General features: G+C 48.4%; 4 protein-coding genes. All 4 read right to left on the bottom strand.

The genetic code is table 11. The features are described 5' to 3' along the window. On the bottom strand, positions 1-2747 hold a 2747-nt coding region (locus RH831_RS11290), incomplete at its 3' end, for a carboxypeptidase-like regulatory domain-containing protein (RefSeq protein WP_310554306.1). 177 nt (positions 2748-2924) lie between these two features. Continuing rightward, entirely contained in the window at positions 2925-6860 is a 3936-nt protein-coding gene (locus tag RH831_RS11285; RefSeq protein WP_310554305.1) for a carboxypeptidase-like regulatory domain-containing protein, read from the bottom strand. A 26-nt stretch (positions 6861-6886) separates the two neighbouring features. After that, a complete protein-coding gene (locus RH831_RS11280; protein ID WP_310554304.1) occupies positions 6887-10027 on the bottom strand; it encodes a carboxypeptidase-like regulatory domain-containing protein in 3141 nt (1046 codons plus the stop codon). 190 nt (positions 10028-10217) lie between these two features. After that, positions 10218-13730 carry a carboxypeptidase regulatory-like domain-containing protein gene (locus RH831_RS11275; protein WP_310554303.1) on the bottom strand — a complete coding sequence of 1171 codons (3513 nt, stop codon included), beginning with the start codon at positions 13728-13730 and terminating at the stop codon, positions 10218-10220. Positions 13731-13735: the final 5 nt, after the last annotated feature.

The raw sequence follows: 13735 nt of genomic DNA, 5'->3' as shown, positions 1-13735 counted from the left end.
GGTGTGATGTTGATTTCGTCTTCTGGACTGAGACTGGAAACTGATATGGTTTGAGTAGAATCGTAGAAGACACCGTTTTGTGACCAGATCGTGTTGCCATTTTTCTGGATCGAAATGTCTTCTGGAGCCTGTTGTTCAGTCCAGCTGGCAGAGTAATCGAATCCAGGATACCCACTCGTAGATACACCGATTTGTCCATCTGCGGGGACCTCATCAATCGTGATTGTTCTTGTTTCTCCATTACTGAGTGGACCGACCTCGTATGTTTTGTCTTTTCCTTGCAAAGTTACTGTTTGAGTCGGTAGTTCACGTTGTAAGGTGATTTTCGCAGTTGCACTGGCACTGTCATACCAGTCATTCTCATCGCCCCACACGTCAACCGCTGCTTGAACATATAGATCATCACTTGGTGAGATATACCCGGTGTAGGAAGTCGATTCGCTATCTGGTGTATAATATGAACCCGAATCGGCCCTCAAATACTCTTGAGGAGTGCTTGCCCTCGCTTCCGCTTCTGCATCTCCTCGGTCAGAGGTGGATACGGACATATAGACTTTGTAAGTATCTCCTACGTCGACATGCCCGGTAGAGGAGGTGTCATAGTGGAGGTCCCATCCAGTCCCACCCTGCCTTTCGCGGATTGAATAGGTTGTAGTCCAGCCTTTTTGGCCGGTGAGGGTGATTTGAACATCTTTTGCTGGGGCGTTTCCCTCTACAGGGAGATTGATTGATCCTCCACTCCAAGTGCCTGAGTCTGAACTCTGCCCTATCTCTTGTACGTGATCTTCGACTGTAATAGTGGCTGACCCCTCAAGATTGCCATCGTAAGTATAGGCATTTGGATCAGACGGGGTGGCAGTCCCGGATTTTTCCGTTGATTCTTCTCTCTTGTTGCCTTCTAATTCGAATTTGAAATTGGTTGGATCGATATTGCCAATTGGATCAATAGTCGGTGAACTCCCGGTATATTTGCCCTGGACTGTTTGTTGTTTTTGTGCGATCTCACTCTGCAAAAATATTGTTTGGTCTTGAGGATTTGAGGATCCATTAATGGAAAGTTGATCGGAGGTATCAGTACCATTCAGGGTCTTTGTTTTCTCTGTGGCCGAATATTCTGGAATCAAAGTGACCTCGAGGTCATTGATATTGCTGGGATTTGCCACCTGGATTGTGGAAGAAACCTCGCTGCCACCGCCGCTAACCTCGATCGGCTGTTTTTCTTGAGCGAGGAATATCAGCCGATTTTGAGAGATCGTCCCATCTTCATTCTCGAAGTAGAGGACGTTTTCCGGGTCGTTTTGGGTAGATATCTCTCCATCTTCGTTCACTTGGATGCTCGTGTTTCGAGGGGCTGCGAGATCGGTCCCATCAGGCGGTGCAACATGGATCGTGTGGTCACTCTCTGGAACGCCTGTAAAGACGAATTCACCGCTTGAATCAGTCGTGGTGGTCTGAGGATCACTATGAAAAGTTACTGTTGCATCGGGAACTGGTTGGTCATTCACATCTTTCACAGTTCCAGCAATTGTAGCTCCGGTGTTGGAAGAAATTGAATCATTGAGAGTCGTTGTGAGCTCGTCGCTTCTCAAGTCATCTTCTATTGCATCCTGGTTGTCGATTGGCTCCCACTCAGACCCTAAATCTGGAGTTTTAGAGATGGGTTCAAGGCTGATTCCAGGGTTATTGTCTCGCCACGTATTGAGAGGCTGCAAGAGGGAAGTAGGGGAGTCAAAATAGGCGGTTGAGGTAGATACTGTTGAATCGGGTTGAAGGAAGACGGTCTCATTGTCGATTGAGGCAGTTGCAACGTATGCGGATCCGTTCGTATACACAGTCCAGTTGCCAAGATCAGTTGAGTTCCAGACGTCGAATTTTTCTTCGTTCGTGTCCCAATCCGAAAGGATGTTTTGGAGCTCGGATTTAGTAATCGGCTCGACTGCGGGTAAGTCGTTTGTCTGGGAGAGAGCTGCCCAATAGAGGATAGATTGTTCAGCAACCCCTCTGATGTCGTAGAAGTACGGATCAGGTGTGTACTCGCCATTTGGTTGCAAAAAGACAGGCCGATCGTCAATTTTCCCGGCAACGATATGGGACCCATTATAGGAGAAGACCTGCCAGTTGACTTGGCCGATTAGTGATTTCGTAGCATCGGGCATGGGATATTCAGACGGGAGTTTGTCATTCCGAGCCCGCCAAAGTGCGATTGCCTCCTTGGCAGCTGTCGAGTTATCGAACCGATATGGCGAGTCAGTCACTTCCCCGTTTTTCGTGAGAAATACGATTGACCCTTGGATTACCCCAGAGACGATATAGGAGTCACCTGATCGGTAAACCGTCCAGTTGCCATCTTCGTACACCGCTTCGGGAGTCGTTCCATTTGTGGTCTCAATCCCTTCGTAAGAATCGCCGGCCTCGACGATTCCACCACCGCCTCCAAATCCGCCTAACGTAGCGAAGGTGGCTGAAAGGACGAACAAGAAAATGACTCCGATTACTTTCCAGGACGTCGATCGAATGAGATCGCGAGGGGGAGTAATATAGTCGGTGAAGGAGAAATCCTCTAAATCGAAGAGAGGTTCGGATTCCTCGAGCTCAGATTTGTCGATCTGCTTGTTGATTTCCTCCGGCTTGATTTTCCCCGTTGGACATGCACCGTTCGCACATTTCGAGGCGTGTAGAATCTCGTCTATAGGGTCGTCGTAGAGTTTGACGGCTTCTGGAATCTCTTCAAGCCCTTCAAAGCTCAAACAAGCCAGGCATCTGCACTCGGACCGTTTGGTGGCCGTTCCTCTCGGAAGCCCGGATTTTTCTTTTGGCATACTGGAACCGCTGTCTATTGTGAGAAATTACGAGATCAGTATTTAATTCTTGGCCAACTTGATTCGATAGATGAAAGTCAATTTGCTTCCTGACTGGGGGAAATATCATCCACCGTGTGAGAGGGTTTTGTTCTGATATTTGAGCCCGGCAGTTGAGATCGTTGCTGAGACAACCGAATTATCATTGGTTCGGACGATTATTTTGTTCTCTCCTGTCCCGAGCCAGTGGGCTGGGATGGTCATGTTTTTAGGAGAGACCAGCTTCCCGTTCTCGAGGGCTGAGTCGGGTATTTCTTTCGAATGGCGAGTGCCGTCTGGAGCTTCGACGATGATCTCTGGTCGGTAGGATTGTTTCGTTTCGCCGTCGTAGACTAGGGTCGCCTCAGCTATCGTCTCAATCTCGCCGATCGGATCGGTTTGGAGTGAAACCGACTGTTCGCCTGTGGTTAGCGAGGAGATATTGATCATAACCGGGTCGTTATTCGGAGGTGAGGGAAGTTCACCCAAACCAGGGAAATCTTCGGGATATTTGTAAGTTTCAGATCCGATTTGGATTTTTGCCTGAGTGGGTGTGAAACGATTTGTATAATCTATTGAGTAGTTGAATTTTCCGGAGCTGGTCTGGAATCCGATTGCTTTTGGGCCTTTTTCTAGTATTGATGAATCGATTTGCTTTGTGATGGTTTCTCCGATTCCAAGCGTGCCTGTGTGGGTAATCATGGTATCGTTAATTTGAACTGTGGGATCTTCGGTTTCAGTAACTTCCATATAATTCAATTCCAAATCTACATTATGTTTGGTCGATACCTCAAATTGATTTTCTCCGGGTTCAAGCGAAATTTCTTTTGTCACGTTCTTCCCTGCTGGCAACCGTCCATCGTGTTTTACAGTATTTGAACCAATAGTCAGGGAGGGATCGGCTGTTTCTCCTCGATCTTGATATCGGAGATCGAAATTAATGCTTCCACCTCCGTTGGCGTGAACATAGAGTGTGTCTTGCCCATTTGATAGTGAGATCGGTTTTGTATCGCCAGTTCCTAGGTATGCTGATTCGGGTTTCCCAGTAGATGTTGTTCGTTCTATTTGGTCTCCTTTTGAATCAAAAACCCAAAGATCACCTTCTCCACCCGTTTTTTGGAGTGAAATTGTGGCTGTGTTTTGATTTGAAACATCGACTGAATTTTCGTCGAACGAAACCCAATAAGGAACATCATTATTGTGCTTGATTGTTCGCTCACTCATAATGTTCCCATCCACCATTAAATAATAGGAGGGGTCATTTTCCCATCCATAGTGGTTCCTTGCATTGATTTTAGCATCATCTATTGAGTCCATGTTTGATACATCAACGGTCCATGTGAGGTCGGTAGAATCAGTAATTGCAGTTCCATACTCTCTACTCCAAGCATTCCCGTCGAGGTCTTTGTAAAATGATTCTACAATGGATTCAGTTGTGCTCCAATGAGGTGAATAATTGGCATCTGAAACGGTGATATCGTATGGATATTCGGTGACCTTTGCGGAATATAATTTTGCGCTGCTTGCATCACCACCGACTTGTCGGAATGAGATTTGAACCGTGTCCTTGCTTGAAACATCGACTGGGCCTCCCCAGTTAGTTAACCAGGTTGCGTAATAGTCATAATAGTCATTGCTGGATACACTGGAAGTTCCGAACGTTTGCCCATCTACGGAAACCTCAATCTTTGCGGTTCCAACATCATCTGGTCCTGCTTTAAAGCGGACTTTTTGAATTGAATCGAGATCAGAAACGTCCATTGAGATCGTATGATCGGTCATTACGTAATCGCCATTTGCTCTATCCCAACCACGACCATCGAGGTTTTTTGAGCTTGAGCTTCCAGCACTCCGTGAAACAGTGATTTGAGGATTTGCATCTCCATAATAACCGATGGGGTCGAGGTTCCCTTCCATCGGGAATTCGATTTTGCCACCAGTTGAGGTGCTCCCAGTTACTCGGTTGTTATTTATATAAGACCGACCGTTGAAAGTGACTGTAGAATCCTCAACTTTTGTTCCACCTACCGATATCGAATTTGAATATCCATTACTGACGTCAAGATATGATTGTGTGAATTTTTCTCGGCTTCCCAGTCCGGTTAATTCGAGAGTTGCATTCGATGATGGGGTTTTCGAGATGTTTTCCTGGATTTCATCTCCGTTTAGTGCGGTCCCTGTGATTTGGGTGTTAACAGTTGTTGAGCGTCCCTGTAGGTACAGTTGGGAATTTTTTGGGTTGGTTGTTCCGTTTACTGTTAAATTGTCGCTTATGTTGCTCCCGCTGAGGGTTTTTGACACTTGTGTCGCCGTGTATTCGGGCATGAAGGAGACTGTTAAATTATCTATATTGCTTGGGTTTGCCACATTAAGAGTGGAAGTTGCTTCACTGCCTTTGCCACTGATTTTGATCGGTTGTTTCTTCTGAGCGAGGAATGTCAGCCGGTTCTGTGAGATGGTTCCATCGTCGTTCTCGAAAAAGAGGACATTGTCCGGGTCATTTTGGGCTGATATTTCTCCGTTTTCGCTCACATAGATGCTGGTGTTCTGAGGGGCTGCGAAATCAGTCCCATCCGGCGGTGCAACATGGATCGTGTGGTCACCCTCTGGAACGCCCGTAAAGACGAATTCACCGCTCGAATCGGTCGTAGTAGTCTGAGGATCGCTATGGAGAGTTACTGTTGCATCGGGGACTGGTTGGTCATTCACGTCTTTCACGGTTCCAGCAATTGTGGTCCCGGTGCCAGAAGAAATTGAATCATTGAGAGTGGTTGTGAGCTCGTCGCTTCTCAAGCCATCTTCTATTGCATCTTGATCGTCGATTAGCTCCCACCCGGATCCCAAATCTGGAGTTTTAGTGATGGGGGCAGGATCGAGATTGGGATTGTTGTTTCTCCATGTGCTAAGAGCCTCTAAGAGGGCAGTGGGAGAGTCGAAATAGTTGATTGACGTGGGTATCGTTCCATTCTGTTGGAGGAAAACGGTTTCATTATCGATCGAAGCAACTGCGACATATGCAGAACCGTTCGTATACACGGTCCAATTGCCCAGATCAGTTGAGTTCCAGACGTCGAATTTTTCCTCGTTCACGTCCCAATCCGAAAGGATGTTTTGGAGTTCGGATGCAGTAATTCGCTCGACTGCGGGTAAGTCGTTTGTCTGTGAAAGGGCAACCCAGTAGAGGATGGATTGTTCAGCTATCCCTCTAATTTCGTAGAAATAGGGTTCAAATGTGTATTCGCCATTTGGTTGCAAAAAGACGGGCCGATCGTTGATTTTCCCGGCAACGATATGGGACCCATTATAGGAGAAGACTTGCCAGTTCACTTGGTCGATTAGCGATTCCGTTGCGTTGGGTATTGAATATTCAGAAGGGAATTGATTGTTTCGGGCCCGCCAGAGCGCGATTGCTTCCTTTGCAGCTGTCGAATTATCGAACCGATATGGTGAATCAGTCACTTCTCCGTTTTCCGTGAGAAATACGATTGACCCTTGGATTACCCCAGAGACGATATAGGAGTCACCTGATCGGTAGACGGTCCAATTGCTATCTTCATATACTGCTTCCGGAACTGTGCTATCGGCTACTTCGATCCCATCGTAAGAATCCTCGGCCTCGACGATTCCGCCACCGCCTCCAAACCCGCCTAACGTTGCGAAGATTGCTGAAATGACGAACAGGAGAATAACCCCAATCACTCTCCAGGACGTCGAGCGAATGAGATTACGTGGGAGAATAATGTAGTCGTGTATTGAGAAATCTTCAAAATCAATGAAGGGTTCAGATTCTTTGAGCTCGTCTTTATCTATTTGTTTCTTAATCGTTGTTGGTTCGACTTGATCAGTTGGACATGCATCGTTCGCACACTGAGATGCTTGAACGATTTTGTCTATTGGATCATCGTATAGTTGGTCGGCGCCAGGGATCGCCTCGAGGCCGTCATAACTGAGACAATCCGGGCATGTGCACTCCGATCGAGTGGTGGCCGTCCCTTCGGGAAGTCCAGATTCGCCGATTTCCATTTTCTGTTGGTTTTGTGGGTGAGGGCTTACCCGCCGTAGCTGAGGGATTTATTCTGGTATTCGAGTCCTTCGGTCTTGATCTCCGCAGTAACGACCGAGTCATCCGCTGTCTGAACGGTGACTTTGTTCGTACCTGCCCCAAGCCAGCTGGGCGGGATCGATGTATCGATCGGGGAAGCTAATTTACCGTTATCTAAGGCCGAGTCGGGAATGGACTTTTCGTTGGTCGTCCCATCTGGCTTTTCGATGATGATTTTGGGGTCTCGAGTCTGTTCGGCCTCGCCGTCGTAGACGATCGTTGCTTCGGCCTTTGTGTCGATGCCATCGACTGGTTCGGTCTGGATTGAAGCCGGGTTATCGCCAATGGATAACGAAGAGATATCGACTTTTAGTGGTTGATCGTCTGCTGCGTGCGGGAGGGGGCCGCTTCCTGTGAAATCGGCTGGGTAGGAGTAGGTTTCAGACCCGATTTGGAGAGCCATCTGTTCTGGCGTTGCAACTTTCTCATATTGGAGGTTATATTCTACTGGTCGGCCACTTGCAGAGATTTCGAGAGCAGTAGATCCTGTGGACATTGGGAAATCGGTGATTTTCTTTTCACCATCGAGGACTCCCGAGGTCTTGTAGAATAGCCTGTCGCCCAGTTCGACGTGGACGTCCTTCGCACCGAACCGTTCAGTCCATGTGAGATCGTAGTCCACGTTGCCATCGGGATTGAGCGAGATAGAATGGCTCCCGGGCTCAAGCTTCCCGAGGTCGAGGGTGGTGGTATCGCCTTTATCGAGTGTCTTTTGATGGTTGCCATTCGGTGTTGAAACTGAGACATCGCCTGTGTCCATTTTAACGTCGACTGAAAATCCACTTACTGCGTAATCCGTTTCACCGGATGCAGTAATGGTTTCGCCGGGTTGTAGAGTGATCCATTTGCTTTTGGATTGGGAGACGTGTGTATCATCCTCAGAAGCGGAAACGCTGAGGTGCCAACTTATCCCTGGCCCATTCACGCTCCCTTCGGCATAGGCGTATACTGTATCACTATCGTAGTAACTCCAATCTCCGGCATAGGCCTCAGCAATCACTTTAACCCGTTGCGGGCTTGAGCCTGTGTTCTCGTATACGGTCCCACTCCAATCGCCTTTTTCCCAGGGACCCCAGTAGCTCACACTCCCTGAGACGGATACGCCTGCGATTTTGTCTCGGATCCCTTTGAGTTGAAGTGAGGCGGCCGCTTCCGTGTTTCCGTCATTGGAGAACGAAACCGAGCCCCTACCTGTTGTATCACTTTTTGAACGCTGGGTTTCGTTGACGTCGGAAGTGAGAGAGAGGAGAGTGTTTCTTGGAGGCACGTTGCCTTTGATGTCGAATTGAGTCGTCCCATTTGCGACCCCTTGTTCAGTAACCTGCTGGGTCGCTAGATCACCCTGGATGTAGAGAGTTTGATTCCGAGGCTCAGTATTCCCCTCCAAAGAGAGAGTTTCGGATACACTACTCCCTTTGAGGACTTTAGAGCGTTGAACGGCTGTATACTCTGGTTCGAGCGTAACGTCGACATCATCGATATTACTGGGATTCGCTACCTCAATGGTGGAGGCGACGTTGCTTCCGGTCCCTTGGATTTCGATTGGTTGTTTCTCTTGGGCGACGAAGGTTAGCCGATTTTGGGATATGGTTCCATCTGCGTTCTCTAGGTAGAGGACGTTATCAGGGTCGTTTTGCGGAGTCACTTCACCTTCTTCGCTCACATAGATACTGGTGTTTTGGGGGGCGGCGAGATCAGTTCCTTCTGGCGGTTCGACGTGGATCGTGTGATCGCCCTCAGGAACATCTGTGAACGTAAACTCCCCATTCGAGTCAGTTGTATTTGTTATCGGGTCGCTATGAAGTGTAACCGTGGCTCCCGATACAGGATCGTCGTTGGCGTCTCTTACAGTTCCGGAGATAGTCCCACTTGAGGTGTTTGTTGAGTTGGTCTCGTTTGGTGAGGAAAGCGAGTCGTCATCGGTTGTCGTGAACTCATCTCCTGAGTCAGTCTCTTGTTCATCGATTAATTCCCAACCGGACCCAAGATCGGGCGCTTCTGAAATCCGGTGTGGGTAGATATTTGGATTGTTCTCGCGCCATTCGCTGAGTGCTGATAACAGGTTAGTGGGCGAATCAAAGTATGCTACACTCGAGGTGGCCGTTGCATTGGGTTGAAGGTAGACTGTTTCCCCATCAAGTACTGAGGTAGCCACATATGCAGACCCGTTCGTATAGATCGTCCAGTTGCCAAGATCGGTCGAGTCCCAGATGTCCGCTTTTGTTTCGTCAGAATCCCACTCTGACAGCACGTTTCGGACCTCGGATTCGGTTACTGGGTACACTTCAGGTAGATCATTGGTTTGTGCTAATGAAGTCCAATAGAGAATCGACTGCTCTGCGGCTCCACTCAAATCGTAGAAATATGGTTCGGTGTGGTAATCTGCATTCGGGTGGAGGAAGACGACCTCGCCATCGATCTCACCGGCTACAACATGCGTCCCATTGTTTGAGAAAACTTGCCAGCCAGATTCGTCAGTTTGAGGAGTTGTATTATCGGGCGCTGGATATTCAGTAGGCAATTGGTCATTCCGAGTTTGCCAGAGGGTTATAGAATCTTGAGCTGCTGTAGCGTTGTCGAATTTATATGGAGAGTCAGTTACTTCACCTTCATCCGTGAGATAAACGACTGATCCATCGATTACTCCGGAGACTATATAGCTATCACCTGATTGGTAAACGGTCCAATTTGCCGATTGGTAGACTGCTTCGGGGGAAGTGTCCCCTTCTAACTGGACGTCATCATATGCTCCGGCCTCTGCGACCCCGCCACCGCCAAATCCTCCAAATGTCCCGAACGTTGCTGAGAGTACGAACAGTAGGATCACACCCCCTATTTTCCAGGACGACGATCGAAGGACCTCCCGAGGAGGGATAATGGAACCGGAGAGTGAGAAGTTTTTGAAGCTGGATCCTGAATCGGGCTCTTCGATCGCAGTCTTGTCGACCTGTTTTCGGACGGTTTTTGATTTGATTTTCCCAGTAGAACAAGAATCATTTGCACATTTAGACGCATGAATGATCTCGTCTACAGGATCGTCATAGAGCTGGCTGGCTTCGGGAATTTTCTCAAGACCTTCGTAACTCAAACAATCCGGACACCGGCACTCTGATCGGCTTGTGGCTGTCCCTCTAGGGAGGCCGGAATTATCGTTAGGCATGGGTGCGAATCCCTTCTATACTGTGAGAAATACGAGGGCGCTATTTAGTTTTTGGCCAATTGGCTGTCTCACTATAGTGTTTGAGAGACCGTCAAAGGTCTAAGATTGCAAGGGTAGATTATCCACCGTAGGTGAGTGATTTATTCTGGTACTTGAGGCCTGCGGTGGTGACTTTCGCTGAAACGACCGAGGCATCGGCTGTTCGAACGATGATTTTGTTCTCTCCTGTCCCGAGCCAGTGGGCTGGGATTGTCATGTTGTGAGGTGAAATTAGTTTCCCGTTCTCGAGGGCTGAATCGGGAATCTCTTTCGAGTATCGGGTGCCATCCGGTTTTTCGACGATTATCTCAGGCTGGTAGGACTGCTTCGTCTCGCTGTCGTAGATTAACGTTGCGTCGACAGATGTGTTGATCCCGTCGATTGGATTGCTCGAAACCGAAACCGTTTGCCCGCCAAGTGAGAGAGCGGAGATATTGATCTGGTTTGGTTCCCCATTTGGATGATGCGGAAGCGGTCCAGAATCGGAAAAGTCCCTGGGATAGGTGTAAGTCTGTGATCCCACCTGGACCGTTACGTTCTCCGGGACCGTCCGGGCAGTGTAATTAATTGTGTAATTGAGTGACCCGGCACTCGAGGTGAAATCCAATTCGTTCGTCCCAAGTGTGAGATCATTGGTAGGGAGATCGACTTTTTGTGACTGCATGAGCGGTCCCGAATGCAAAAATACCGTTTGATTCCCGACCGCTAAAGATGGGTCCATTGTCGTGTTCCGAGCGGTAATATCCAGTTTGTAGTCGATTTTTTCCGTCCCCGTTTGAAGACCCAGGTTCGCTTCATCAGTTCCGATCGCCGAGTCGGAGATGTCGATAGGTTGCGGGTTTTTCAGAGGTCCGGAGTGGCTGAATAATTGCGTTCCGTCTATAGATGCAGAGACATCTTCGGGGTAGGATTTTGCTGTGAAGTCAGCTGATACAGATATATCGTGATAATCCCCGGAGTACGATACTGGAATTTCATTCCAGCCGGGGTCTAGTTTGATTGAGACGGTATCTGTATCCCCTCCACGGAGATAAGATGTTTTAGCGGACTTGCCGTTATAGTTTAGTGTTACTCTGCCTGTTTCGCCATTGTCTTCTAATTTATATCTTGAGTACCCCCAGAAGTCTACCCAATGTGGGGGGTCGTCGCCATATCCGATTGCGTTCAAGTGTACATAATTTTTTCCAAGATATTGGCCATTAGAAATTGACATCCATTTCGAGTCTGAAAATGAGGCATAACCATTATCCCTAGTATAGGCTGTCAATCTCCCCAATGGCCCCTGTATGATTTCAGATTTTGCGGAGCCATAACCGTATTTATGGACTTTACCCCATACTGAGAATTTGAAGTATCCCGAATGACTAGCATATTGGTATTGGCTACCTGACGAGTCATAAGATTCATACACACCTCCAGATTCGACGGTGTACAAACCTTCTTTCCCAGTTATCGTTATTTCCGCTTCTGTTTGGGCGTTTCCAGGGTTATATACCCGGATTCCGTTCCCACTAAGATATCCTTCATTCGAGCGATCCTGTGTGGTAATTTGGGGTTCAAGGTTAAGCGAGCCACCAGAGGGTTGAAGAATTGAGTTTGGATCTACTGAGATTGTCGTTCCTTGTGTAGTGCCGGTCCAAGATTTGTTTTCGGTGTAGGCTTGGGGAGTAATCGTCGCGGTTGCATCGGAGACATTCAGGTTCCCATTGGCCTCAAAATTCGGATTAGGCCATCCAGTATAGGTTCCCCGAACGGTCTCCTGCTCACTAGTAATCTCACCGAGGAGCTGTATCGATTGGTCTTCGGGAACTGTCGAGCCATTTATTTCAAGAGTCTCGATCACGTCACTGCCGGAGAACGTAGTCGACTGCTGCGTTGCCATGTATTCAGGAATCAGAGAAACTTCGAGGTCATCAATATTGCTGGGATTTGCTACTTGGATGGTGGATGAAACTTCGCTACCACCGCCACGAACCTCAATTGGTTGCTTCTTTTGGGCGAGGAATGTCAGCCGGTTTTGTGAGATCGATCCATCGTCATTCTCGAAATAGAGGACGTTATCTGGGTCGTTTTGAGGAATTACCTCACCTTCTGCACTCACAGAGACACTCGTATTTCGAGGGGCGGCAAGATCGGTGCCATCCGGCGGTGCCACATGTATCATGTGGTCGCCTTCTGGGACATCTGTGAAAACAAATCCCCCGTTCGAATCTGTTATCGTGATTTGAGGATTGCTATGGAGGGTGACCGTGGCATCAGGGACGGGTTGATCGTTCGTGTTCTTTACCGTGCCAGCAATTGTTGTTCCGGATCCGGAGCCAAGTGAATCATTATCGATGGTCGTGAGCTTATCGCTCGTCAAATCGTCTTCAATCGCATCTTGATTGTCGATTAACTCCCATTCTTTTCCTAGACCCGGATCGTGAGAGATGGGGGCAGGATTGAGATCGGAATTGTTGCTTCTCCACGTGTTAAGAGCCTCTAAGAGGGCAGTAGGAGAGTCGAAATAGTTGACTGACGTGGGTATCGTTCCAGTATGTTGGAGGAAGACGGTTTCATTATCGATCGAGGCAGCTGCGACATATGCAGAACCGTTCGTATACACCGTCCAGTTGCCTATATCCGTAGAGTTCCAAATATCGTATTTCTCGCCGTCTGAGTCCCAATTCGAAAGGATGTTTTGGAGTTCGGACTTGGTTATCTCCTCAACCAGAGGGAGGTTGTTTGTCTGGGAGAGAGCAACCCAATAGAGGATGGATTGTTCAGCTACTCCCCTGATGTTATAAAAATACGGCTCGGCTGAAAATTCCCCATTGGGATGTAAGAAGACTGGTTTGCCATCGATTTTCCCGGCGACAATGTTTGATCCATTATATGAGAATACCTTCCAATTGGTTTGATTGGTGAGAGCGTCTGTAGCTTCGGGCATTAGATACTCAGACGGGAGTTTGTCATTCCGGGCTCGCCAGAGTGCAATCGCTTCCTTAGCCGCTGTTGAATTATTGAATCTGTAGGGCGAATCGGTGACCTCTCCGGCGTGAGTGAGGAAAACCACCGAGCCATCAATCGAGCCTGAAACAATGTAGGAGTCTCCTGATCTATAGATGGTCCAATTCCCATCTTCATATACTGCTTCCGGGGCGGTGCCATCGGTTGATTCGATTCCGTCGTATGAATCGCCGGCCTCGACGATTCCGCTACCCCCTCCAAGCCCGCCTAGCGTACCAAAGATTGCCGAAATGACGAACAAAAAGACGATTCCGATCACCTTCCAGGACGTCGAGCGGATGAATTTACGCGGAGCCTTGAGGTGGTCAGTAAGAGAGATTTCTTCAAAATCAATGAGTGGCTCGGATTCTTTGAGCTCGTCTTTGTCGATCTGTTTTCCGATAATTTTGGGGTCCACTTTGCCCGTGGAACATGCATCGTTTGCACATTGAGAGGCGTGTAGAATCGCGTCTACAGGGTTGTCGTAGAGTTGGGCGGTCTTTGGTATCTCCTTGAGGCCTTCGTAGCTCAGACAATCCGGGCACCGGCATTCCGATCTACTGGTCGCTGTTCCGCTCGGAATGCCGGAATTGTCGTTGGGCATGGGGC

Source organism: Halodesulfurarchaeum sp. HSR-GB, from assembly GCF_031432215.1.
Lineage (GTDB): Archaea > Halobacteriota > Halobacteria > Halobacteriales > Halobacteriaceae > Halodesulfurarchaeum.
Note: the sequence above shows the minus strand (reverse complement) of the source record. Positions and strands in the feature narration are given on the sequence as shown.

Bases quoted from the DNA above. Each gene is read 5' to 3' on its own strand.
- RH831_RS11285 (WP_310554305.1), bottom strand. From the start codon at position 6,860: ATGGAAATCGGCGAATCTGGACTTCCCGAAGGGACGGCCACCACTCGA.
- RH831_RS11275 (WP_310554303.1), bottom strand. From the start codon at position 13,730: ATGCCCAACGACAATTCCGGCATTCCGAGCGGAACAGCGACCAGTAGA.